24 protein-coding genes and 1 pseudogene are annotated in these 24,020 nt (G+C 61.3%); 9 read left to right on the top strand and 16 right to left on the bottom strand.

Translation table 11 applies throughout. The features are described 5' to 3' along the window. Positions 1-7: 7 nt before the first annotated feature. Complete coding sequence (locus QMK17_RS12515) at positions 8-1,150, top strand: acyl-CoA dehydrogenase family protein (RefSeq protein WP_283509488.1); 1,143 nt, start codon at positions 8-10, stop codon at positions 1,148-1,150. Positions 1,151-1,171: 21 nt separating this feature from the next. Continuing rightward, positions 1,172-1,891, top strand: a complete 720-nt coding sequence (locus tag QMK17_RS12520) for a TetR/AcrR family transcriptional regulator (protein WP_283509490.1) — start codon at positions 1,172-1,174, stop codon at positions 1,889-1,891. 62 nt (positions 1,892-1,953) lie between these two features. Here QMK17_RS12520 and QMK17_RS12525 read toward each other — a convergent pair whose 3' ends face one another. Beyond that, positions 1,954-2,517, bottom strand: coding sequence for a dihydrofolate reductase family protein (locus tag QMK17_RS12525; RefSeq protein WP_283509492.1), 564 nt, complete (start codon positions 2,515-2,517; stop codon positions 1,954-1,956). A 172-nt stretch (positions 2,518-2,689) separates the two neighbouring features. On the opposite strand from QMK17_RS12525, the gene QMK17_RS12530 reads away from it, so the two are divergent. Both QMK17_RS12530 and QMK17_RS12535 read left to right on the top strand, forming a co-directional pair. Beyond that, complete coding sequence (locus QMK17_RS12530) at positions 2,690-3,646, top strand: ferritin-like domain-containing protein (protein ID WP_283509493.1); 957 nt, start codon at positions 2,690-2,692, stop codon at positions 3,644-3,646. Between the two features lie 135 nt (positions 3,647-3,781). Continuing rightward, positions 3,782-4,984, top strand: a complete 1,203-nt coding sequence (locus QMK17_RS12535) for an NAD(P)/FAD-dependent oxidoreductase (RefSeq protein WP_283509495.1) — start codon at positions 3,782-3,784, stop codon at positions 4,982-4,984. Between the two features lie 57 nt (positions 4,985-5,041). Here QMK17_RS12535 and QMK17_RS12540 read toward each other — a convergent pair whose 3' ends face one another. Together QMK17_RS12540 and QMK17_RS12545 are read right to left on the bottom strand one after the other, a co-directional pair. Continuing rightward, positions 5,042-5,692 carry a GyrI-like domain-containing protein gene (locus QMK17_RS12540; RefSeq protein WP_283509497.1) on the bottom strand — a complete coding sequence of 217 codons (651 nt, stop codon included), beginning with the start codon at positions 5,690-5,692 and terminating at the stop codon, positions 5,042-5,044. 268 nt (positions 5,693-5,960) lie between these two features. Beyond that, complete coding sequence (locus tag QMK17_RS12545) at positions 5,961-7,151, bottom strand: SGNH/GDSL hydrolase family protein (RefSeq protein WP_283509499.1); 1,191 nt, start codon at positions 7,149-7,151, stop codon at positions 5,961-5,963. Positions 7,152-7,343: 192 nt separating this feature from the next. On the opposite strand from QMK17_RS12545, the gene QMK17_RS12550 reads away from it, so the two are divergent. Beyond that, positions 7,344-8,486 (top strand): N(5)-(carboxyethyl)ornithine synthase, encoded by a 1,143-nt coding sequence (locus QMK17_RS12550; RefSeq protein ID WP_442972751.1) that lies wholly within the window; start codon positions 7,344-7,346, stop codon positions 8,484-8,486. Positions 8,487-8,590: 104 nt separating this feature from the next. Here the strand turns inward: QMK17_RS12550 and fahA are convergent, their stop codons facing one another. The 9 genes from fahA to QMK17_RS12595 form a co-directional block, all read right to left on the bottom strand. Continuing rightward, positions 8,591-9,763, bottom strand: coding sequence for a fumarylacetoacetase (gene fahA, locus QMK17_RS12555; protein ID WP_283509501.1), 1,173 nt, complete (start codon positions 9,761-9,763; stop codon positions 8,591-8,593). Between the two features lie 56 nt (positions 9,764-9,819). Then, positions 9,820-10,629 carry a hypothetical protein gene (locus QMK17_RS12560; RefSeq protein WP_283509503.1) on the bottom strand — a complete coding sequence of 270 codons (810 nt, stop codon included), beginning with the start codon at positions 10,627-10,629 and terminating at the stop codon, positions 9,820-9,822. Further along, positions 10,629-11,819, bottom strand: a complete 1,191-nt coding sequence (locus tag QMK17_RS12565) for a homogentisate 1,2-dioxygenase (protein ID WP_283509505.1) — start codon at positions 11,817-11,819, stop codon at positions 10,629-10,631. Before QMK17_RS12565 ends, QMK17_RS12560 begins: the two co-directional genes overlap by 1 nt. Before the next feature lie 94 nt (positions 11,820-11,913). After that, complete coding sequence (locus QMK17_RS12570; protein ID WP_283509506.1) at positions 11,914-12,456, bottom strand: MarR family winged helix-turn-helix transcriptional regulator; 543 nt, start codon at positions 12,454-12,456, stop codon at positions 11,914-11,916. 113 nt (positions 12,457-12,569) lie between these two features. Beyond that, a complete protein-coding gene (locus tag QMK17_RS12575) occupies positions 12,570-13,313 on the bottom strand; it encodes an IclR family transcriptional regulator (RefSeq protein ID WP_283509508.1) in 744 nt (247 codons plus the stop codon). Positions 13,314-13,350: 37 nt separating this feature from the next. Then, positions 13,351-14,541 (bottom strand): 4-hydroxybenzoate 3-monooxygenase, encoded by a 1,191-nt coding sequence (locus tag QMK17_RS12580; protein ID WP_283509509.1) that lies wholly within the window; start codon positions 14,539-14,541, stop codon positions 13,351-13,353. A 285-nt stretch (positions 14,542-14,826) separates the two neighbouring features. Beyond that, on the bottom strand, positions 14,827-15,168 hold the full coding sequence (locus QMK17_RS12585; RefSeq protein WP_283509510.1) for a DUF1801 domain-containing protein: 342 nt from the start codon (positions 15,166-15,168) through the stop codon (positions 14,827-14,829). Positions 15,169-15,377: 209 nt separating this feature from the next. After that, positions 15,378-16,811 (bottom strand): glyceraldehyde-3-phosphate dehydrogenase, encoded by a 1,434-nt coding sequence (locus QMK17_RS12590; protein WP_283509512.1) that lies wholly within the window; start codon positions 16,809-16,811, stop codon positions 15,378-15,380. Between the two features lie 543 nt (positions 16,812-17,354). Further along, positions 17,355-18,434: an NAD-dependent epimerase/dehydratase family protein gene (locus tag QMK17_RS12595; protein WP_283509513.1), complete on the bottom strand. Its 1,080-nt coding sequence runs from the start codon at positions 18,432-18,434 to the stop codon at positions 17,355-17,357. Between the two features lie 707 nt (positions 18,435-19,141). Here QMK17_RS12595 and QMK17_RS12600 point away from each other — a divergent pair. Continuing rightward, complete coding sequence (locus QMK17_RS12600) at positions 19,142-19,834, top strand: ZIP family metal transporter (protein ID WP_283509514.1); 693 nt, start codon at positions 19,142-19,144, stop codon at positions 19,832-19,834. A gap of 111 nt (positions 19,835-19,945) precedes the next feature. Here the strand turns inward: QMK17_RS12600 and QMK17_RS12605 are convergent, their stop codons facing one another. The 3 genes from QMK17_RS12605 to QMK17_RS12615 form a co-directional block, all read right to left on the bottom strand. Further along, a complete protein-coding gene (locus tag QMK17_RS12605; RefSeq protein ID WP_283509516.1) occupies positions 19,946-20,509 on the bottom strand; it encodes a hypothetical protein in 564 nt (187 codons plus the stop codon). Between the two features lie 384 nt (positions 20,510-20,893). Then, the gene (locus tag QMK17_RS12610) at positions 20,894-21,052 is read right to left on the bottom strand and encodes a hypothetical protein (protein WP_283509518.1); all 159 of its coding nucleotides are present in this window, start codon (positions 21,050-21,052) and stop codon (positions 20,894-20,896) included. 3 nt (positions 21,053-21,055) lie between these two features. Beyond that, positions 21,056-21,415, bottom strand: a complete 360-nt coding sequence (locus QMK17_RS12615) for a hypothetical protein (RefSeq protein ID WP_283509519.1) — start codon at positions 21,413-21,415, stop codon at positions 21,056-21,058. A gap of 289 nt (positions 21,416-21,704) precedes the next feature. On the opposite strand from QMK17_RS12615, the pseudogene QMK17_RS12620 reads away from it, so the two are divergent. Together QMK17_RS12620 and QMK17_RS12625 are read left to right on the top strand one after the other, a co-directional pair. Beyond that, a pseudogene (locus tag QMK17_RS12620) lies at positions 21,705-21,944 on the top strand (phage holin family protein); the annotation flags it as partial. A gap of 91 nt (positions 21,945-22,035) precedes the next feature. After that, on the top strand, positions 22,036-22,617 hold the full coding sequence (locus QMK17_RS12625) for a DUF3618 domain-containing protein (protein WP_283509633.1): 582 nt from the start codon (positions 22,036-22,038) through the stop codon (positions 22,615-22,617). Positions 22,618-22,737: 120 nt separating this feature from the next. Here the strand turns inward: QMK17_RS12625 and QMK17_RS12630 are convergent, their stop codons facing one another. After that, positions 22,738-22,902, bottom strand: coding sequence for a hypothetical protein (locus QMK17_RS12630; protein WP_283509520.1), 165 nt, complete (start codon positions 22,900-22,902; stop codon positions 22,738-22,740). Between the two features lie 581 nt (positions 22,903-23,483). On the opposite strand from QMK17_RS12630, the gene QMK17_RS12635 reads away from it, so the two are divergent. Then, positions 23,484-23,951 (top strand): DUF4190 domain-containing protein, encoded by a 468-nt coding sequence (locus QMK17_RS12635; RefSeq protein ID WP_283509522.1) that lies wholly within the window; start codon positions 23,484-23,486, stop codon positions 23,949-23,951. Positions 23,952-24,020: the final 69 nt, after the last annotated feature.

Below are 24,020 nucleotides of genomic sequence, written 5' to 3' on the forward strand. Positions count from 1 at the left end.
AGGCCCGGTGAGTGTCCTCGACGGAGACCAGGAGATGCTCGCGGACTCGCTGCGCGCTCTGCTGAAGAAATATTCGCCGCCGGGGTCGGTCCGGTTGGCGATGGAGTCCCCAGACCGCTTCGATCGGCGGCTGTGGGCTGCCTTGTGCGAACAGATCGGTGCAGGAGGCATGTCCATTCCTGAGCAGCACGGCGGCGCTGGGGGCGGCTCTGTCGAGGCAATGATCGTTGCCGAGGAACTGGGCCGGGTGCTTACCCCCTCCCCTGCACTGGGCTCCTCCGGTATCGCTGCAGCGTTGATCCTCGAAAGCGACGACGTCGACGTCAGAAACAGGATTCTTCCCGCGATTGCATCAGGGCAATCGATAGTGTCCGTGTGCTCCGCGGCCCCCGACGGAGACTGGACCGGCGGTTCGGCATTGGTCGACGCCGTCTACAAGGACGGTTGGTCGCTCACCGGCCGCTCTCACTACGTCCTCGACGCTGCATCCGCCGACACTTTTCTCGTGGCCGCATCCTCCGGCGAAGGCGTGCGGATATTCGAGGTATCGGCGCGATCACCCGCAGTCACGTGCTCGGACGGCGCAGCGATGGACCCGACGAGAGCCCTTTATACGGTGACATTCGACGACGCGTCGGGCGTACCGGTCCCCTTCGGCGATGCCGACACCGCACTGGACGACGCCGTGGACTGGGGACGAATCCTACTGGCAGGCGAACAAGTAGGTGCGGCCGCGCAATGTCTGGAGTCGACGATCGAGTACTCGAAATCGCGAATCCAGTTCGGACGGCCGATCGGCAGTTTCCAGGCGTTGAAACACCGAATGGCAGACCTGCACGTGCTCGTCCGGACAGCCAGAGCGACAGCGTATTCGGCCGCTCGCGCGCACGATACCTCGACGCGCTGGCGTGACGAGGCGGCCATCGCGGCAGTGTATTGCTCCGAGGCATTCGCTGCGGTTGCTGCCGACTGCGTTCAACTACACGGCGGTATCGCGATCACATGGGAACACGACATGCAGTTGTATTTCAAACGTGCGCACGCGAGTTCGCTGTTGTTCGGAAGCGCGAGCCGTCAGCTCGGACGACTCGAACATGCGGCAGGGTTGTTCGGCCCCGACCACCGCGCCCCCAACCAAGTGCTCGGGTAGTAGAAAGTGGATAATTCGGCAATGGCTGCATCACCGAAACGATCTCGAACGACGCCCTCGCCCGCCCGAAGCGGTGGCAGTCGAAGCGGCGCCCGATCGACCGAACAGAACGGCCAGGGGTCGGAGAGGCGCCAGGCACTGGTCGAAATTGCAGCCGAGCTGTTCGCCGAGCGGGGTTTCAGATCTACGACGGTTCGCGAGATCGGCGACGCGGCCGGGGTGCTGTCCGGGAGCTTGTATCACCACTTCGACTCGAAAGAGACGATCATCGAGGAGATATTGTCCAGCTATCTGGACAACCTCATGGCGACCTACACAGACATCGTCGACCGGAAGCAAGTCCCGGTGGCCACGCTTCGAGATTTGATCACTGCAGCCTTCGTGTCACTCGGACCGCACCGCGCGGCGATCACCGTGATCCAGAACGAGCGTACTTACCTGTCGCAGTTCCCGCGGTTCGCGTATCTCACCACAGCGGAGGCCGACGTCCGGAGAATTTGGGTCAAAGTCATCGAGGACGGCATCTCGGAAGGGGCGTTCCGAGACGACCTCGATCCGGTCATCGCGTATCGCTTTCTTCGTGACTCCGTGTGGGTGGCAGTTCGTTGGTTCGATCCCGCGGGCGCCTTGTCTGCCGAGCAGCTCGCGGATCAGTACCTGCGTCTGGTGATGGAGGGACTGCAGGCTCCCGGCAAGCCGAAGTCGACCCGTGGACCCAGAAAAACTGCTGCGCCGCGTTGACTCCTGTCGAATCAGGACGTGCATTTCTGCAACCACTGCGAGTTCATGCCAGCAAGCTCAGTTCAGCGAATCACATCGAAGATCTGCTTCTGGACACCGTTTCCAAACGCCTCGTACTCCACCAGCCGGAGCGCGGTCGCGTCCTTGTCCGAGTCGCTGAACAGCCGCCTTCCTGCGCCGAGCAACAAAGGGAACGTCAGCAGGTGGTACCGGTCGACGAGACCGGCGTCGGCGAGACTTTTTCCAAGTGTGGCACTTCCGTGAACGGCAATCGGACCACCCTCGGTTTCCTTGAGAGCGGCGACATCGTCGAGAGACCGTAGGACGGTGGCAGGCCAGCGAGCATCATCGGTTTCGAGAGACGTCGACACCACGTATCGCGGCATTGCGTTGTACCCGGCGAAATCGTCCATCGTCGGCCACACCGATGCAAAGGCCTCGTAAGACGTCCGCCCGAGAAGCAGTGCAGCTGTTTCGTTCTGTTCGCGGCCCTTGATCTCGTACGCGGCGGCATCGAACTCCACATCTTTGAACGTCCAGCCGGCGTTGCGGTAGCCGGGCTCGCCACCTGGTCCTTCCATGACGCCGTCCATCGAGACAAAAGCGGTGACGATCAGAGTGCGCACGGCGGTTCTCCTAGCCGAAATGTGGTCATCGTTGCCGAGGATGTTACTGAATATCCCTCGAGGCGCAGATCACAGGCTAGTTTCGCTTCCCTACTGCCGGGTAACACCGCTTACGGTGCAGTCGCAGTATCCGACGCACTCATGGATGACCCACTCAACCGAAGGAGCGCAGATGTCCACATCTACTCTGCTCGCACAGTTGCGGGCCGTACTACAGCTGACCAGCACGGAGATACAGGTTGCCGAGTCTCGCGTGATTCAAGCGCGTACGGAGGCAGTGCGCACCGAGCTGACGCAGAACGCGTCGAACGGTCGTGACCGAGCCGAGGCCATCGAGTCGACACTTCGCGACCTGGGTGGTCTCCCTGATGTCGTCGGACCTCTCGTAGGACGGACGCTGGCGCTGTTCAAGACCCTCGCCGAGCAGGCCCAGCCGTTCGACGAGGCGTTGCTGGGAGATCTCGCACTCGAGCACCAACTGCTGAGCCGATCGAAGTACATCAAGGCCCTCGCCACCGAAGCGAGCGAACCTACCGCCGTAGCTCTGGCGGATCGGTTGATCACAGCCCATAGCGCGACAGTCGAGTGGCTGGAGACGGTTCTCGCCGAGGACGCACTCGGCGGGCCTGCTGCGCTGCGCCGCACTCCGTTGCAGGCTGCAGCGGGAAGTGCTGTCAAGATCGTCAACGCCCCGGCGACGTGGTCGGCGCGAGGCCTGGATCGGGCTCTCGACGCTGCGCGGACCACACCGAACAGGTTGACTGAATTGCTCGGTCGCGGCGCACACGCGGGCGACGTCGCAGTCAAGACCCTCTCGGCGAGCCGCGACGCGGCTCTGGAAGCTGCCGAGGAGGTCACACGAGCGGAGGGGGCGGAGTCCGTCGCTGACGCTATTCACGCGGCACGCGAGGCCGGTGGGATCCTCGAACCCGAAGAACTTCCAGTCGACGATTACGACTCGCTGAACGTCTCCGAGTCGGTCGCGTCCATCAAAGACCTGACGGATCCCCGCGACGTCAGGGCCGTTCTGGCTTTCGAGGAAGCCAACAAGAACCGTCACGGGGTCGTCTCAGCCGCGCAGACACGGCTGGCAGCAATCGCGAAAGACGTCATCTCGTCAGGGAAGTAAGCAAACCAGCAGCCGCTCGGCCCGCCACAGTGCGGGTCGGGACCGGTGCTGTCCCAAGTTGAGATCAAGCACAACTAGGCGTGAATCACAGCGCTGCAATTGTTTTTGGATCGATTCGGAGGGTATTGCGGTGCGATGACCAATGAATTCGCCACTTCGTTCGATGTGATCGTTGTCGGCGGCGGCAACGCCGGGGTGAGTACGGCGGCTCGCTTGATTCGCAGGGGCTACTCCGATGTAGCTGTAATCGAACCTCAGCGGGTACACACCTACAGACCTTTGCTTTCGTATGTCGGCTCGGGTCAAGCCTCACTGCGCACCGCCGAACGCACACAGCGTTCGGTGACCCCCCGTCAGTGCCGCTGGATCGAAGAGTCAGCGACGTCGATCGATGTCGACGCGCGCATCGTCACCGCCTCCACTGGCCGCCGCTACCGATACCGCGACTTGGTACTCGGGACCGGCTTGGTTCCAGACCACGAGGCTTTGCATGGCATCGACGACGCCCTCGATTCGCCCGCTGTTGCCAGCAACTACGTCGATCGCGCAGAGAAGACATGGTCGCTCGTTCAGTCCATGCCCCACGGTGGTCACGCGATCTTCACCGTTCCGAGGTCTCCCGTCAGTTGCACCGGGACAACACTGAAGCCATTGTTTCTCGCCGCCGCGCAATGGAAGCGCGACGGCAAACTCCCCGGCGTGAACATCACGTTGCTGGTGGATCGCCCACAGTTGATGGGAATACCGGATCTCGATTCGAGGTTGCTGACCCGCCTTCACGAACTGGGCGTTCGTGTTGTCGAACGAGCCGCCGTCACCTCGATACGCCCATCCGAGCGCAGACTCGTCGCGACTCACGACGACGGCACCACCGAAGAGTTCCACTATGCCTTTCTGCATCTCGTTCCGCCCTTTCGCGGCCAGAAATGGCTCGAGCGAACCGGTTTGACCGACGGCAGTTCGCACGGACTCGTGAACATCGACCCTCGAACCTTCCGGCACCGGGAGCACCCAGATCTCTGGGCCGTCGGCGACGGCGCCGCAGTGGAGACCGATCCGTCGGGTGGCGCTTTGCGACAACAGGTTTCGATACTCGTCGACAACATTTCGGCTGCGAGAAAGGGTGACACGCTTACCGAGTACGACGGGTATACGGTTGCGCCGATTCCACTCGATTCACACCGATTGATCGCAGCCGAGTTCGACAGGAGAGGGTCTCTCGTGTCGTCACTGCCATCGTTCCTCGATCCACTGAAACCACGCCGCTCGGCATGGGCATTCGATCGTTACGTGTTGCCCCGGGTCTACTGGTATTCGATACTCCGCGGACGCCTCTGATCCCGACTCGCTCCAGGTTCTCGAACTCGTCGATACTTCCTCGAGTTCGCATTGGGCCTACCCCTCGGTCGAGACATACTCCCCTGCTGCGACGACGGGTTGCCTGAGGATTGTTCGAAGCTTGGACGGTTCGGTCCTACGGACGTCGTTCAAATAGATCTCATGATGCTGTCCGGTCATCCGCAGGCCCGACCTCGGAATGAATTCCTCGTGCATCTTCGCAAGGATTCCTGCCTCGTCGTCGTAGGGGCCGAGGTGAAGTGTTTGCACCGATTGCCCCTCGGAAAGGTCACTCAACCGAACGTCCTCGAGGCGTGACGGGATGGGCTTCTTCGCGGATGTGCATTTCTTTCCGATCGTGCCGACGGCCTCTTCGACCATCCCATGGTCGATCCAGTCGGGAACCATGATCATCACGGTCCAGTGCCATCGAGACTTGTCGCGTTCGACCGTGAACGAATCCATGTCCTCGGCCCACCAGAGCGCTTCCAGCGGCATCACGACGTAATCCTTCTCCTGTTGCTGCTTGCTGGCGAACTTGAGCGTGTAGGCAATCGGAAACAGCGCTCCGAGCGCGTTCGTGTACGAGTCCGAGGTATTCGGATCGCCCGACCCGTCCACCATCAGGTATTGAAGGTGTGGGACATCGACGATCTGGAATTCGCCGCTTCGCGCAGAGTATGCCGCGATGGTCTTCTTGAAATCCACTTTCGACGCCCTTGGCTCCACGAACACAAATGTAGCGGGAGTCGTACCCACGAGATGCCACTCACGGGGATTGGCCGGGTGAATTTCGATCACGTGGAATCGGCACGCAGAGGTGAGCGTCGACCCATGGCGTCGTAAGCGACTCAGCGTCGGTAGGAAAGGACACTTGCTTGACCGAGTGAGCTTGGTTCATCACCGGCACCTCACGCATTGGGGGCTCGGCGACCAGGCCCTCCAACACCAATAGTGTGGGTATTCCCGGTCTTGATCAGCGAGTGTTCGCTACGCCGAACGGACCGTCCCCAGCGAACACAATCGACGTGAAGTGTTCTGCAATTCGGCGATGTCCATTCTCATCCGGGTGCAACGCGTCGGGAAGCGGGAAGTCGGCGAAATCCGCTTGTCCGTAGAGATCCAGTCCGTCCAAGTAGTGCAGCGCAGCGTCGCGGACTTTTCGCTGTTCTACAATCTTCTTCAACTCGGCGCGAATCGACCGCAGCGTGAGCCTGCCTGCCTCCAACTCCGTAGCATCGCCAGTGGCAACGAATCGGACTGTGCCGCTGCGCAATGCATCGATATCGAAGGCACCAGGTCCTGGAGTGTCCTCGTGGATCGGGCAATAGAGCGGAGAGATGACAAGTAGTGGCGTCTCCGGATGGCCGTCGCGAACGGTATCGAGGAAGCCGTGGACAGCAGGACCAAATGCACGCAGCCGCATGACGTCGGTGTTGACCAGGTTGATTCCGATCTTCACGCTGATGAAGTCAGCCGGAGAGTTCCGAAGCACGCGGGCAATGCATGGGTCGAGGAGGGCACTTCCGCTGAAACCCAGATTCGTCAGCTCGACACCTGCAGTCCTTGATGCGAGCGCAGCCCACGTTGCGGATGGACTGCTGGCATTCGACCCCTGGCTGATGGAACTGCCGTAGTGCAACCACGAGCGACGCGGTTCTGGTCGGCCCGGCGTGACCGGAGCGTCGGCACGGATGGCAACGACACACACCATTTCGTTGTGCGGGAGCCAAAGTTCAACTGTTTTGTCGCGATCCGGCAGTCCATCGAAACGCAGGGTCGACGGCTGCCCTGCTGTGCGGGTCGTGGCACCGGTTGCGATGTCGATGGAGACGGTGTTGCTGCGATCGGCGCTTGTCTGTGAAACGGGCGCACCGTCCACAAGCAAGTCGAAGATGCCAACCGGTCGAGGCGGTGTCCCTGGATAGATCACCCTGGTTGGAAGAACGTCTACCTCGACTACTGTCGCCGTTGTTCGCAGAACCAATCGGACCCCCGACGGTTGTGTCGCCGCCATCGTAAGTCGGCTGTCGTCGACCTGGTCGAGCGCCCACTGAGGCAACCGCATCGGCTGCATGCCGTCTGCCGTCGACGTGATGTGCAGTGCGCCGGCAAAAAACTCGGTAGCCACCGGGAAGTCGGACAGCCCATTCCATTCGATCGTCATCATCCCATCATTCGCTTACGCACATCGCGCGAGCAGGCCGACGACTGCCGCGATCCATACCAACACGCCCGGCGCGAACGGAGTCGGGTCTGAAGGCACCCTTTCGACTCCTTGATGAAAATTCCGGCGACGAAGTGGCAACAATCGACAAAGGCTAGGTGTGGTTGACTGTAGTCAACCGAAGGGGCCATTGTGCACCAGCTCACCCTCGGCGTTACGTCACGGTCCAGTAAACCGAACGAACGTCGACTCGCAATCCATCCGCTTCACATCGACAGAATTCCCGATGACTTGCGAAGTCGAATCTACTTCGAGAGCGGCTACGGCGAACCCTTCGGCATCTCCGACGAATACATAGCGGGCCTCTCGGCCGGCGTGGTCAGTCGAACGCAACTCATCGACACCTGCGACGTCGTGCTCCTACCGAAGCCGCAGGCAGCTGACCTGGCAGGACTCCGAACCGGACAGATTCTGTGGGGGTGGCCGCACTGCGTACAGGACGAGAAGCTCACGCAGATCGCGATCGACCGTCGACTCACCCTCATCGCGTTCGAAGCCATGAATCATTGGACCGCCGAAGGTGCGTTCAATCTGCATGTGTTCCACAAGAACAACGAGTTGGCGGGCTACTCCTCCGTATTGCATGCGCTCCAGCTCGTCGGCTCGACAGGAGATTACGGCCGCCGTCTGCGAGCTGCGGTGATCGGTTTCGGCGCCACCGCGCGCGGTGCGGTGACGGCACTCAACGCCCACGGGATACACGATGTGGACGTCCTCACCCAGCGTGGAGTCACCGCCGTCGGATCCCCCATTCACTCCGCTCGGATCGTCAATTTCGACCTGGACGGCAAGAACCCACGCCACAGCCGCGCCCTCACCGACACCGGACGTGTTCCCCTGTCCGAATTTCTCGGTGACCACGACATCATCGTCAACTGCGTGCTGCAGGACACGAACGCTCCGCTGACTTTCCTGACGAACGAGGATCTCGATACGATCAATCCGGGAACTTTGATCGTCGATGTGTCGTGCGACGAGGGCATGGGGTTCGAATGGGCGCGGCCTACATCGTTCGTCGACCCGATGTTCACCGTCGGCGACAATGTTCGTTACTACGCCGTCGACCACAGCCCGTCCTATCTGTGGGATTCGGCAACCTGGGAGATCAGCGAATCACTTATGCCGTTCATAAGGGTAGTTCTCGACGGGCCTGAAGCGTGGTCCTCCGACGACGTCATCAAACGCGCTATCGAGGTGCAGGACGGTGTCGTGGCCAACCCGAATATATTGGCGTTTCAACACCGGCTTCCGGAGTACCCGCATCTGACGGCGTAATTCACACCGTTGAATCCATTTGCTCGATGTCGAGCATCTCCGGCAACGCCAACATTTCGACCTGGGGAACGATCGCGAACTGGTCGACCAAGGCAGGCCTTGCTCTAGCACTTCGGCGAGGTGATTCGACCTCTGACGTCGCCGAACCCGATGCGAGAACCGCCAGGGCCGGGGGCGGACGCCGATACGATCACCTCGTCACCGTCCTCGAGGAACGTCCGAGTTTCGTTCCCGACTGTGACGGGTTCTTCTCCGCCCCAGGTGAGTTCGATGAATGCTCCGCGCTGGTTCTTCTCGGGTCCGGAGATGGTGCCCGATCCGAACAGATCGCCGGTTCGCGACGTGGCACCGTTGACGGTCTCGTGAGCAAGCATCTGAGCCGGTGACCAGTACATTTCCCGGTACGGAGGCCGAGAGACCTCGTGGCCGTTCCATTCGATGATCAGATCGATGTCCAGCGCCCATGACCGTTTTTCCTGCAGGTAGGGCAACGGCGTCGGATCCTGCGTCGGTGTCCGAATGCGTGCGTTCTCCAGCGCAAGCATCGGCACCACCCACGGCGAGATCGAGGTTGCGAAGCTCTTACCCAGGTTGGGGCCGAGTGGAACGTATTCCCAGGCCTGGATGTCACGGGCAGACCAGTCGTTGAGGATGACGGCGCCGAAGACGTGCTCCGCGAACCGATCGGTGGAGATCGGTTGTGCAGAAGGAACTCCGACGACGAACCCCATCTCTGCCTCGATGTCGAGTCGAGTACTGGGGCCGAACGACGGGGCAATCTGATCGGGAGCTTTTCGTTGACCGCTCGGACGCGGAATATCGGTTCCCGACACGACCACCGTGCCCGCACGACCGTGGTACCCGACGGGCAAATGCTTCCAGTTGGGCATCAGTGGGTCGGAGTCAGGGCGAAACAGACGTCCGAGATTGCTTGCATGGTGCTCGGAGGCATAGAAGTCGACGTAGTCGGCAACATCGAAGGGCATGTGCAGCGTGACTGTATCGACGGGGTGCACTGCCTGAGCCGATACCGTGTTCGTGGTGAGCAAATCCGTGAGCTGTCTGCGCACTGCAACCCAACGATCTGGCCCCTGAGCCATGAACGGGTTCAGGACCGACTGAGCGAAGATGCCGTCCTTCAACGCAACGGCGAGGTCGACGACCATCTCGCCGACGCGAACACCGACGCGCTTACCGGCATCTGCAGTACTGAAGATGCCGTAGGGAAGATTGTCGATTCCGAACTGGGAATCGGCCTGGATATCGATTCGGGTCATACGGTATTTCTCTTTCGTCTGGCGAGCGCGGGCATCGTGAGTCTGTCCGCCCCTCCTCACATGGGGTCGATCAGTCCGAGCGCAATGAGGTCGTCGAGTGGTTCCCGAATGCTGCAGGTGCCGAAGGACAGGAATGCTCGCGAGCCCTCGATTGCCGACACGGCCTTCGCCAGGTTCCCGGCCTCCCTGTTCGCGAGGATCGACACGAGATCAGCCACGCGGGCGCCACTGTGCGCGGCTTGCGCGGCGAGAAGCACATTGAGGTAACCGTGCTGTTCGAAACCGTTGTCGGAGCGAGTATTCCTGATCGCGTGGTGCAGTCCGGCCGTTGCTTTGAACTCGATTTCGCGACGAGTGGCCTCGTGAATTGCCTGGGCCAGTTCGTTTTCGTCGGGACACGCGTCCGCCGTGACTCCCCCGGTACGGAATTTCGCTTTGTATCCTCGCTCGTCCACCGCATCGAAGATCTCGGCGCGCCTGAGTCCCCTGGGAATTTCGATGCACACCTCTATCGACGGGTCTATCTTGCCGAGGACGTCTATGCCAGCGCCCTCAGGGACCGGGACCTCGACCGCGACCACCGTCACGTTGTGGATCCGCACGGCGATTTCGAGTGCTTCGGCCACCGCGGCCGGCCCCTCCGGAACGGTCAAGGACAGGCGAATGGGGCTAGGAGGAGGGGTGAGCTCGCTCAGCCTGGTTGCCGGAAAAACAAAGGTGCCCACCAGGTCGGAGAAGGCAGATGTGACGTAGTCGATATGTTGCGGCACAGCAACATCGAGCGCGACATTGCCGGGAGGGAATAGGGCTGCATCGTCGCAGAGCCCACGGAACAGCAGTGGGATACGCGCGTTTTCAGTCGTCATCACGAAGGACCCCGTCCGGCCCAGGTCCACGCGTAACCGGCATCCTCGCACGCAAGTGCACCTTCGCCGAGTTCGAGCGGCCGGAACGTATCGACCATGACAGCCAATTCATCGAAGAATTCAGCACCGATGCTGCGCTCGTACGCGCCGGGCTGTGGCCCGTGTGCGTGCCCGCCGGGGTGGATGGAGATGGAACCCTGGCCGATTCCCGAACCTTTGCGGGCTTCGTAGTCGCCTCCGACATAAAACATGATCTCGTCGGAGTCGACGTTGGAATGGTAGTACGGCACCGGGATCGACAGTGGGTGATAATCGACCTTCCGCGGAACGAAGTTGCAGATGACGAAGTTGTCGCCTTCGAAGGCCTGGTGTGCGGGCGGGGGTTGGTGCACACGTCCGGTGATGGGTTCGTAGTCGGAAATGTTGAACGTGTACGGATAAAGGCAACCGTCCCAACCGACGACATCGAAGGGATGGTTTGCATAGACGTACCGGGTTCCGACGACGCCCGCGGACCCACGATGCTTGACGAGCACGTCGATGTCGGTGCCGTCGGCGAGCAATGGTTCCGACGGACCGTGCAGATCGCGTTCACAGAACGGTGCGTTCTCGAGCAGTTGGCCGAATTTCGACAGGTATCGCTTGGGAGGCACGATATGACTGTTCGCTTCCATCGCATATGCTCGAAGTTCGCCTTTGGGGATCCATCTGTGTGTGGTGGAGCGTGGAATCAACACATAATCGCCCTGCACTGCGTCGAGCGCGCCGAATACGGTCTCCACCGTCGCGGCACCGGATTCGATGTACACCATCTCGTCACCGATCGAATTTCGGTACAGCGGTGACTCTCTCGCGGCGACGACGTAGGAGATCCGGATATCGCCGTTTCCGAGGATCAATCGTCTACCGGTGACCACGTCGGTGTCGGCTACCACCGCTTCGGGGAACAGTTCGTGAAGCTTCAGATGCCGCGGCTTGAGCGGGTGGTTGGGTGTCGTGCGGTGGTCGGGAAGATCCCATACCGCGGCGTCGACGATGGCCGACGGGATGTAGCGGTGATACAGAAGCGACGAGTCGGACGAAAAGCCTTCCTCGCCCATCAACTCCTCCATGTACAACTCACCGCTCGGGCCGCGGTGTTGAGTATGACGTTTCGGCGGAATGTTGCCGACGTGCCGGTAGTAGGCCATTGGACGCTCCTGTTCGGCCGTAGCTATTTAATACATAGCTTAACTACAATTATAAGCCGAGCGCAATACCGACGTGAGCTCGCGGTACACCGCGCTAATTTCGGCCGCGGACGTCGAACTGGCTGCGATCGGTGATGAGTTTGTTCAACAGCAAGATGAGAATTCGCTGTTCAGGTTCGGTGAGAACACTGGCCCAGGCATGTTCACGGTCGTTTTGCTGGCGGAAGACCGCGACAATTTTTGTGTGTCCGACGTCGGTGAGCGCGAGTCGAACCGAGCGCCCGTCCGTTTCGTCAGGGGTGCGCGCCAGCACCCCGTCCGAAATGAGAGTCTTCGACAAGTTCGACACCGCGGCACGGCTCATGCCGGTCAATTCGGCTGCTCGCTTGGGTTCGATAGGCCCGGCCAGCCAGGTGACGAAAAGAAGTCGAAACGACGACCATGACCAACCGTGCGGTCGATGTACCGAAGCCTCGAAGTCGTACGTGACGATGTTCGACGCCCGGTTGAGCGTCAGCAGTAGCTCGGTTGCGAGTTGATGCTCGAAGCCGTACTCCGAGCGCAGCTTCTCGTTCGCTCGGTCGATGAACGACCAGAATGTCAGCCCCGAAGGTTCCACGTCCGCCTTGTCGTTCACGCCTGAACTGTATCCGCAATCAACGCGATAGTTCAGAGATGTATTGATTTCCACGTCTCTGGGCACTTCATGCAAGGGATGAGACCAGCCCTATGGGCCGGCATCGACGTCCCTCAGTTCGAACCAAGGGATCTCGACACGGCACGCGCCGCGGTTCTCAGAGCCGGTATCAGGGGAGCAATATCGGTTTTCACGGACACCGCGATGGACATCGCCGCGACGACGGATCCCTCGACCGTCGTCAAGGGCGCTGCCGCGGCGACGGTGACGTCGTCGAGAAACCGATGGCACACTACGAACCCACTGCGGCGGATGTCGGCGAGCAGCGTGCGCAGTTCGTGCTCCGTCGTCACGGTGTTGACCGCAACTCGATTCAAACCGGCGGAGAGAACGTCGTCGAGGAGGTCTGGTCCGGAATGCGCAAGCAATACCAAACCGCCGCTCGACGCATGGATCGGCAATCGTCCTCCCGCCCGGCCTTTGAGTCGGACGGCTCCCCGGCCCGAGATCCTTTCGATGTACAACGCTTCGAGACCTTCGCGAACCACAAGTTGAACGTTTTCGTGTGTCGCTTCGTACAAGTCCTCCATGATCGGCAAGGCCAGTTCACGAAGTCCGTGCGACCGCGGCGCGAGAGATCCGATCTCCCACAACCGCACTCCCACTTGGTAGCGGCCGTCGTCCCGTTTCTCCAAGGCGCCGAGACGGACGAGTTCCGCACATATCCGATGCGCCGTCGGAAGAGGAAGGCTCGTGCGGCGGCTGATGCCTGACAAGGTCAACGCCGGCTGAGCGGCGTCGAAGGCCGCCAGAACTGACGATGCCCTCGAGAGCATGCTTCGCCGACCAGTGTCCATTCGGACACGATATCCCCATCCCGATCATGTCCAACACTCAGCCGAAAGCCACCCCGACGTAGTTCTCGGCGATCAATGTCCGTCCGGCTGTTGACCTGGTCACAGTATCGAGCTCGGCGATTTGGCGCTGCACGTCGAACGTGGTCGCATCGGGCATCGTGTGCAACATGGACGTCATCCAGTACGAGAAGTGCTGCGCTCGCCAGACTCTCGGCAGAACCGTCGACGAGTAGGCCGCGAGTTGGCTGTCGTCCTTCGACTCGAAGTAGGCGGCCATCGACTTGGCGAGGACGTACACATCCGCAATTGCGAGGTTCATTCCCTTTGCGCCCGTCGGTGGAACGGTGTGCGCGGCGTCGCCTGCGAGAAAGAGTCGACCCTGCTGCATCGGCTCGCACACGAAGCTGCGGAATCGAAGAATCGATTTCGAGAAGATCTTTCCCTCCTTCACCTCCGCGCCGTCACCGTCCACTCGCGCATGCAACTCGTCCCAGATTCGGTCGTCGGACCAGTTGTCCACGCCGTCCTCGGGATCGACCTGCAGATAATGACGCTGCACGTCGGCCGTGCGTGTACTGCAGAGCGCAAACCCTCGCCGATGGTGGGCGTAGATCAGTTCCTCGGACGTCTGTGGAGCTTCGGCGAGGATGCCGAACCAAGCAAAGGGGTACTGCCGGAAGTGGTCGGTGCGCACGGTGTTCTCCGGAATGAGAAACCTTGTTCCAGTCCGTGAGCCATCGCAACCTGCGACCAGTTCGCATGCAATGACCTCCTCAACGCCGTCCTTACCAACGAAAGAAATCGTGGGGTTGTCGGAGAGGTGATCGTGGACGGCAACATCCGAGACCTCGAACCGAACGTCGCCGTCGTCGCACAAACGGCGCGCAATGAGGTCCGTCAGGACCTCGTGCTGGGGGTAGACCGTGACGGACCTGCCGGTCAACCCTTCGAAGTCGATGCGACGGCCCTGACCGGCGAAGCGGAACTCGACGCCCGAATGTGTGAGGCCCTCGGCCTTGACGCGATCGCCGACCCCTGTATCCACCATCAGGTCGACTGTGTTCTGCTCGAGCACACCCGCCCTGATCGTGCCTTCGACGTCTTCCCTCGACCGCGACTCGAGCACGATCGATTCGATTCCGCGTAGGTGTAGGAGATGCGAGAGCATCAATCCCGCCGGCCCCGCTCCGATGATCCCGACTCGTGTGCGAACAGTTGGTGTGGTCACGACTATCTCCTCGAACGATCCGCCGCGGGCTACGCGGCTGTGGTCCCCCTCACTGTGCGGGACGACATTCGATGAGACCAGCGGCACTTTCATTCAGTGGAAATGTTATCCGCGATACGAAGGCCGCTGCATCCTGCACGCGGTCGCGACGCCACCGATTGGTAGGTCGGCGGTGTGTTCTCGATGAATATGCAGAGCGAGTACACGGCGGGCGAGTACACGGCGGGCAAGTACAAGACCGACCGTGAGGATGCCATTAGATCAATGTACGGATCAGCTACTGCGTCAGCTCTGGTTGTAGTCGACAGCTCTGCGGATCAGTGCTGCGAATGCGCCGGCATCGAGCGTGTCGCCCTCTCGGATATCTACTGCCCGTCGCGTGCCGGCGTCGAGACTGGCATTGAACACCCCGTCCGGGTCGTCCAGCGAGGCTCCCTTTGCAAACGTCACCTTGACCTTGTCCTTGTAGGTCTCCACGGTGCAAATGAGCCCGTCGAGGGCGAAAGTCGGTACGCCGTCGGGGTTCGACGCTTTTCGCCATTTGGCTTCCTCGGTCACCCCCGGTGCCGCGGTTTCGATCAGAGCACGGACCGCGCCTACGGTCTCGATTCGCCAGTCTCCACTCATGGCGTCAACTTTAGAGCGATTTGACCATCGAGGGCTATTCGCTGCGAAGTGAGAACATCGATCGCTTTGGTACGTGACCTCGCTGTTCGGTGAGGGCTGGCTCGCGCACGCCGGGCCGTGCTCGCTCATCGTGATGGCCAGCATCCGTCGTGGTCAGACAGATCGATCGCGTCGGTGCATCCGGGTATCCAGTTACACACGTGGGAGTGTCAGACCTTTGGATAGGTCGGATACTCGATGCCGGAAAGAAATTGCACAGTCCTCACGACCTGGCACGAATAGCCGAACTCGTTGTCATACCAGACGTAGACGATTGCGCTGTCACCCTCGACAATTGTCGCGTTTGCGTCGACGATGCTCGCAGCACGAGAGCCGATGAAATCGCTCGATACCGCATCGGTTGCCGCCGTGAAGTCGAGGTTCCGACTCAACGGCCCAGTCAGCGATGCACGCCGAAGATGTTCTACCACTTCTTCTTTCGAGGTCTCACAACGAAGCTGAAGGTTCAGAATCGCCACCGACACATCCGGCGTTGGCACACGAATCGAGTTTCCTGTGATCTTGGCCTTCAAAGACGGTAGAGCTTTGGCCACTGCTGATGCCGCTCCGGTCTCGGTGAGAACGAGATTGAAGGGCGCCGAGCGTCCACGCCGGTCCGCACTGTGAAAGTTGTCCAACAGATTCTGGTCGTTCGTGAACGAGTGCACGGTCTCGACGTGACCCCGAACGATCCCGAACTCTTCGTCCATAGCCTGAAGCGGCGGAACAATGGCGTTGGTGGTGCACGATGCACACGAGAAGATTCGCTCGTGCATATCCTGCGTTCGATGGTTGACTCCGTGCACGATGTTCGGCACATCTCCCTTCCCGGGAGCGGTGAGTACGACCTTCGCGATACCGGGCCGCAGGTGCTGCGAGAGTCCGTCGCGGTCGCGCCATTTACCCGTGTTGTCGACAAGGATCGCATTGTCGATGCCGTGTTCGGTGTAGTCGATACTTGCCGGGTCGTCGCTGTAGATGAACTCGATGACGTTTCCGTTGGCGATCAGTGAGTTGCTCTGCTCGTCGACTTTGATCGTGCCGTTGAATTGCCCGTGCACCGAATCTCTGCGCAGCAACGAGGCGCGCTTGGCCAGGTCGCCTTCGCCGCCTTTACGGACCACCACGGCGCGCAAGTTCAATCCCCCGCCCGAGCCTGCTTTCTCGATGAGCAAGCGAGCCACCAGGCGACCGATACGCCCGAAGCCGTACAGCACCACATCTCGTGGTCCGGCAGCCTCGCTCTTGCGAGCACCGGTGACATCGACAAGCGTCTCGGCCACGAATGCGGGGATCGAAAGCTCCTGTTCGCGAGCGCGATAGGACATTACAAGAAGGCCGAGGTCGATCTTGGAAGCACCGAGATCAAGACCGGACAACGCGACGAGAAAGGGGAAAGTCTCTTCGACGGTCAGTTCGTCTCCGCCTAACTGACGAGCAAAACGGTGCGTGCGGAGGATGCTTATTACCGATTTGTTCACCAATGAGCGGCTGTGCAGCAAAATCGTCACACCGGTAGTGCGATGCAGGGTACCGATGATCGGAATCATCGCTTCCGCGATCGCTTCCTGGGAATTCCAACGGGTGAGTTCCTCTGAGGTCAACACACACTTCCTTCTGGTGATTTCGAACGCAAACGTATGGCGGCAGCCGAGATCGACAGCGGCGCCTGTCGCGCCATCCTCGATTGGACTGCACTGAATAGTAAGGGGCAGCTGCGCCCTCTCACCGCCGCCCTCCTGCGCGTGAGGTCGGAGCGAGGGCCCCGTTCTACTCACCGATCGTCGCGTAGCGCGGTGAGGCAGAATCGCGCCCCGGCAACCCAGTCCTGTCCAACGTCAGCGACCATCGCGGTGGAACCATCGTCGGTTGCGAACTTTTGCCCCGTGGCGGGGCAGGTACGTCTCGTTCACGGCGTCCGCGCAGCACCGTGGCCGCAAATGACCGTGCAGGCATACCACCGGTCGATGTGGATGACTGTCGACCGCGATCACTGCGTCGGATCGGAGCCAACGGCAGCAGCGCGGGCCGAACACACTTCGGCGTGAACGGTCGCGCCGTGTCGCGAAGGGGCATCGCCGTGAGCGCGAGCAAGCGGGCCAACGAAGACCCGAAACTCACTCACCGACGCCGGCCCTGATGGACGATCACGACGGTTTACCTCGCGAAACGAACCCTCGCCGCAGGAACGAACGCACCCGGTCACCCGCAGATCGCTCGCGGAGCGCCGGACTTGTCGTCGCACCGCCTTCTCGCATGCCGCGTACGGTCTCACGAAGTACATCCGGGCCGTCCATGACCGGTTTCCACAGCAACTCACGCTCCGCGCGGGTTGTATCGAGCATCGGGGTGGTGAAGGCAAGCGCTACCCACCCGTGGTGAATCGGCAACACGTGGGTAGTGAACCCAGCGTGCACGGCGCTGGTCAAGAGCCGCGCAGGCACCGGAATGATGCGCGCACCGAGTTCGTGCGCAACATCTTGTGCGACAACAGGAGTCGGTGCCCCCACATTGAACGGTCCCGAAGATCGACGTTCGAGTACGCGGACCACTGCGACGGCAATGTCGTCGGCGTGCACTGCAGGCACTGCAAACGCGCGGTCGATCGGCAGAACCGGAACATGATCGACGACGAATGACGGAATCAGATCGGGTAGTGCGTATCGCAACAGCGCACTACCGAACTCGTACTGCCCGATCAAACCCGGTCGCAGTCTCGCGACGACGACACCCGGATTCAACTTCTCGAACTCGTCCAGGACATCTTCCGCTGCAGCCTTGTCCATACTGTAGGTCGACGCAGACACGCCCGTTCGAGGCCATGATTCGTCGACCTTTCGGCCATACGCGCCCGGGGCGTACACACCGCTCGAAGACATGTGTACGAGATGCGCGACTCCGGCCCTCGCGCACGCACGCGCTACTCGCCCGGTCCCCCCGACATTGACCTCGCGTAAATAACGCCGATCGCGCATCGGCTGAAAGGCTATCGCCAAGTGCACTACTACGTCGACCCCCGAAAAAGTCTCGACGAGGACGTGTTCGGATTCAGGGCGTGCAAGATCCACCTGCACCCACTCCGCGCTGCGATACGGTTCTGCGTGCCCGTCGGACTGTGGCGTTCGTCGAGACAAACCGACCACGGTGTCGTCAGGACGGATCGTGGCCAGAGCGCGAAGCACCGCGGTGCCGACGTTCCCGCTAGCTCCGGTTACCGCTATCCGCATGTCATTCCCGGTCCCTGTTCGAAGTGGAGTAGTACATCAGTTGTGCGGTGTGCGTGCAGTGTCGAAGTCGCCGTGGGAGATGGCCCGCTCCCGCCGAGAGTTGGTAGCCAGAGTCGGCGCCCAGTCGATCATCGTCCCTTCGTTGGTCAAGAAACAACGATCCCCGCGGCATCGCCGATTCAAACCCGATGTTTCGACGATCATTTCCGTGGCGTCAGCGATGTCCAGCCTGTACGTGTCGGATCGTGCTCCCAATCCGTCAGGACGTACTCCCGGCGGTGTCTCCGATTTCGCCCGAGGGGCGTAGCGCCTTTTCGTTCTCCTGCCCCCTCCGCGGTGCGACCGTGACTGTTGACTCACCCTCATCGCGGCGGTTGGGAAGGTCTCGAACGAGCACAAGAGCAACTGTATGAACTGCGTCAACTGATCGTTCACGCCGATCTGCTTCTCGGGACGCGGTGGACGAACTGCGCAGCAGCGGCCACGAGGTTCACGCGACCCGATTGCACGCTGAGGTGCTGCGGCGAAATAACATTGCTGGGCGTTGGTCCTTTCAAGTAATCGAGGATTTCAACGACGACTACTGGGTCAGCGTTTCGAGACGAGGAGAACAAGGTGCGCCATGCGCTGCAGAACGGCAAGCTGCATCTCTTCGAGATGAATGAGCGCAGGCGCACCCACCGTCGCCCCGGCCACGAAGCGCGGCAATGACTGCGTTCGGAGCCGCACTATATGGGCTCGGCACCGCGTTGCCCTTGGTAGTCGGCGCGGCAATCGGTTTGCGATGGTCGCTACCCAAACCGTTGCTTGCCGCCATGATGGCCTTCGGTGCAGGCACCATGATCGCGGCAGTGTCCTCGGAGTTGTTCGCACCGGCATTCGAACAGGCAGCCATCCTGATCGCTGGTGCGGCGTTGTTCGCCGGAGCCGGTGTATACGTCGTGGCAAATCACCTGATCGAGAACAAGCTGGGTCCAGCGGCGATCGGATGGGCACTGATGCTGGGAACGGTGCTTGACGGTGTCCCTGAAAACACAGCACTTGGGGTGTCTTTGACCAGCGGAGGAGGTCTGGTGTTGTTGGTGGCCGTTGCGGTCGGCAACGTCCCCGAAGCAGTCGGAGGCGCGGCTCTGATGCGCGATCAGCACAACTTCAGCCACGCGCGGGCCCTCGGACTGTGGACCCTGACAGCGGTGATACTTATCGGAGTGACCGTCGCCGGTTACGCCATGTCCGACGCAATTCCTGACACCGGCATCTCGGCTGTGCAAGCCTTCGCCGGCGGTGCCACGCTTGCGGTGCTCGCAGATTCGCTGATGCCCGAGGCCTACCGCGACGGTGGATGGTGGGTCGGCATGGCCACGGCTGCAGGCTTTCTCGTCGCCTTCGCACTTGGCTGACGCCATTTTTGAAGGGTGTTGACGATCAGGCAGCAGACGAGACCACGCCGTGCTAATCCACTTCAGAGATAGCGTAGCCACTTCACGCGCAGACGAACAGTGAAGCCCGCGTCAAGAGGCTATTCGGCGGGCGAGGGTGGACCCGAGGCCCGACAAAATTTGCGTCGCCCGTTGCTGCTCTCCTTGCTGAGCGCCCATGACCACGATGGCACCCGTCAAAATCGGCAGAGCCCACTGCAAGTAGGCGAGCTGTTTCTGAGCTGCGGCCGCATCGCTGGAAGTGGATGGGCCCGGCTCGGTTGCTCCCGAGACGGGTTCGCCATCGGCCTGGGCGACCTTGGCTCCGAGCACCCCGCTGTAGGCCGTCGCCGCAAGCGCTGCGCCAGTGACCGCAATCTTGGCAAGGGTGTTGGACCGGACGCCGGCCTGGTGCTGAGCCCGGTCTTTGTTGGCGTAGAGAATCGCGCCGCCCCCGATGAGATGCGCGCCGATCGCGGCAGCGTTGACCGGGGTCCATTTGGCCCATCCGACGGCTGCAACTCGCGCGCGGTCCGTGGGATCGCGCACAGCGGCCGCCGCGCCGTTCACTCCGACGGCCCCCATCAACGAGCCTCCGAACCATGCTGCGGCACCGAGATCGTGCAGGCTGCGTACGACGGTATTGCGTGTGGACATGAGTATCTCCGTAATGCTGGACGGCACATCAGATTTGATGCGACCTGATCCGTCATACCCGAGTCTGGGAAAGCCAAGCATCGACAACATTTTCCTCCGACGGGATATCCGGCAATCAATCCGGTTTGACTTCCCTCAGGGAGGATATACACCTCTTCAGCTACCGCCCTCAAGCTACGGGGGACTGTGCCTCACCGGCATCGGTAGCGACTGCCGCGGTGTCACCTCCCCCGCTACCTCACCAGAACAGTTGGGAATTGCCATGACTCATTCGACTTCGTTTCCGCCCGACCACTCTCCTGATCCTCTCTATTCCGAAGCACCTCCCGGGCGGGGATACCCGGGCCAGCCGACATACTCCGGAAGCGACGATTCGACGACGGACTAGCAAAGCAGCAGGCTGGCGAGGTCGCCGGCGACGCTGCGGACGCAGGAAGGCACGTGGCAGGCGTCGCGCAGGATCAGGCCGGACAGGTCGCAGGCGAGGTGAAGAATCAGGCCAAGGACCTGCTGCACCAGACGAAGAGCGAGCTCACCGACCAAGCCTCAACTCAGCAGAAACGTGTCGCGTCCGGTCTGCGAGCACTCGGCGAGGAACTCGGTTCGATGGCCCAATCCTCCGAAAGTCGGGGCATGGCAACCGATCTCGTCCGTCAAGCCGCTGAACGGACCGGATCGATCGCGGCCTGGCTCGACGACCGCGAACCGGGCCATGTTCTCGATGAAGTCACCAGCTTCGCACGACGCCGACCAGGCGCATTCCTGGCTCTTGCCGCGGGTGCCGGGCTGCTCGCCGGGCGGTTGGGACGCGGGTTGATGACAGACCCTTCCCCCCAGGCCGAAGGCAGGTCCCCCAGGCCGAAGGCCGGTCGAAGCCGGAGAGCGGAACGCAACTGCCCTCTGCACCGCAGACTCCGTCACAGGCGAGACGCATCTTCCCTGCCACCGAGCAGTTCGACGAGTACTCCAACGATGTCGACGGAGGCAACGTCGCGCCCCCGCCGACTACCCCGGCCCAGCGCCCGTTTCCCGACCCTGCCTACACAACCCAGCCCGGTTACGGCGCCCGGTCCGGATCTCCCGCGACGGGTATCCAGCCGTGACCACACCGAACGGTCACCAGACCGACTCGCGTTCCGAGCCTCCTTCGATCGGCGAATTGCTCTCGGCGGTAGGCGAGGACCTGTCGATACTCATGCAACAGGAGTTGGCGCTGGCGAAGGCCGAGGCCAAACAAACCGCCACTCGCGCCAGCAAAGGTGCAGCAATGCTGGCCGGAGCCGCGCTGGCCGGTTTCTTCGTCCTGCTTTTCCTGTCGACCGCACTGTGGTGGGGTCTTGGGAACGCAATCGGACGCGGTTGGTCCGCACTCGTCGTCACCCTCGTCTGGGCAGTTATCGCCGGTGCGCTTACCGTCGTCGGCCGCACGGCATTGACCAAGGCAAAAGGCCTCCCTCGCACCGCCGAAACCGTCAAAGACATACCCGATGCTCTTACCCCGCATACTTCCACCATCAGGAGCGACGATGACCACCAGCTCAGATCCCGATCAGATTCGCGCCGATATCGAGCGCACCAGACGCAACCTCAGTTCGGACGTCGATACCCTTGCTTACGAAGCAAATCCGACAACCATGGCCAAAAGAAAAGTCGGCCGCCTGACGAGTTCCGCATCCGGTGTGCGTGACCGAGTGATGGGCTCCGCGCAGGATGCCTCCGACGCCTCCCAGGGTGCGTTGTCGTCTGCTTCGGACGCAGCAGCGTCGGTGCCGTCTGCAGCCAGGTCCAAGACCCAGGGCAATCCCCTGGCGGCCGGATTGGTCGCATTTGGCGCGGGACTTCTCGTTGCCGCCCTCATTCCTGCGTCGGAGAAAGAGCAGGAAGTTGCACAAACCGTAAAAGACAAGGCCGAACCGTTGGTATCTGAGGCAACGAGCACCGCCAAAGACGTCGCGCAGAATTTGACGGGCCCCGCTCAGGACGCGGCGCAGTCGGTCAAAGACACTGCCGTCGACGCAGCGCAGACCGTCAAAGACGAAGGCACGGACGCAGCAAGCAACGTACGAGGTCAGGCCGAGCACGCTCGGGACAACATCAGAGACGCGTAACCATGACGGGTCCGCGAACTCGACGGTGATTTTCGCGGACCCCGGCGTGAGCCGGTCGGGGCGAGTGATGGATGCTCGATCCGTCACTCGATCGGTTTCCGTACGCGGTAGACCGCTCCGTCACAGGCCTCGTCGACGAAATTCGTTGACGATGATCATCAGGAACTTCTCACTCGCCGCAATATCCTCTACTGCGCGTGCTTCCCGAAGTCTCGCCCGCGCGTCGAGCAGCGCCGCATCGAGTTCCTGAACGCTCATGCCTCTGGCCGATACGGTTGACGTCATCAGTGGCCACCTATCCGAGAAAGAGACGCACGCGTAGATTTCGATGTCGACTCAGGAGCGGCAGCGCGAATGCGTGGACCAGTGGTTTCACTGCGCGTCGCACCAAAAACTGTCTTGTCCCACCAGCTTTGCAGTGGGCTCGGATCACGCCAGATCACGTTCACTGTCTCATCGTCATGATTCACCGAGCAGCCTCCGACTGGGTGCGTCGGTGAGCTGCGGTTCGTCGATCGCCGGCCGCGCCGTAGCGCGCACGGCTCCCGATCGATCCGTCGCCTCACCGCTGAACCTGCGGTCGATGTTACCTCTCCCGAGGCCACTAGTTAAGACTGTCCGAGGTTTGTTTACGGCTGTCCTGCAGTCCTATTCGCGGTTATGAGGCGCAGTCTTGTTTATCGCTGCGTCGGTCGGGTGCGCACCGCAAACAGACACGCCCGGATAGCCGAGATCCGTTCGACAGGTTCCGCCCCTCTGCATCGCCGACCGGCACGGCAGCGAGTTTGAATTCACAACCCTGGGGAATCTTGAATCACTGGGTTCACCTGCAATCCAGTTCAGACACGAACTTTGGAGATGACATCATGAGCCGACGTACCGACAGGGCAGACGATGCCGGACGCCGCGATGAACCCCGCAATTCGGGTGAGTGGCGCGCCGGGGACAACGACGGCACGGCCCAGGTCGAGCAGCGGGTGTTGACCAAGCCTGCCCGCACCAGCGCGGCAGCCGCATTCGCACTTGCCCTGGGAACTGCAGCGCTGATCTGCGCACTGACGGTGATTTTGTCGCCGATAGGGCTTGTTCTCGGCATCATCGCGTTGATTCTCGGATTCATCGGCTTGCGCCAAGCTCGTCGGGTTGGCATCACCGGTAAGGGTGTGGCCATTGCAGGAGTCGTGCTGGGTGCGCTCACAATCATCATCTCGATTGCACTGGCTGCAGGCACAGTGACGCTGTTGAACAACGACTCCGCAGTGGATCGAATCGAGCAGCAACTCGACAAGATGCGCGATAAATTGCCTGACAACGTCGAGGTCCCGCAGCCTTGACGCCGGGCCGCAGCAGAGATCACTCGAAGTATGCCACTGCCACGGAGTATGCCACTGCCACGAAGTATG

The sequence above is a fragment of the Rhodococcus sp. G-MC3 genome, assembly GCF_030063335.1.
Lineage (GTDB): Bacteria > Actinomycetota > Actinomycetes > Mycobacteriales > Mycobacteriaceae > Rhodococcoides.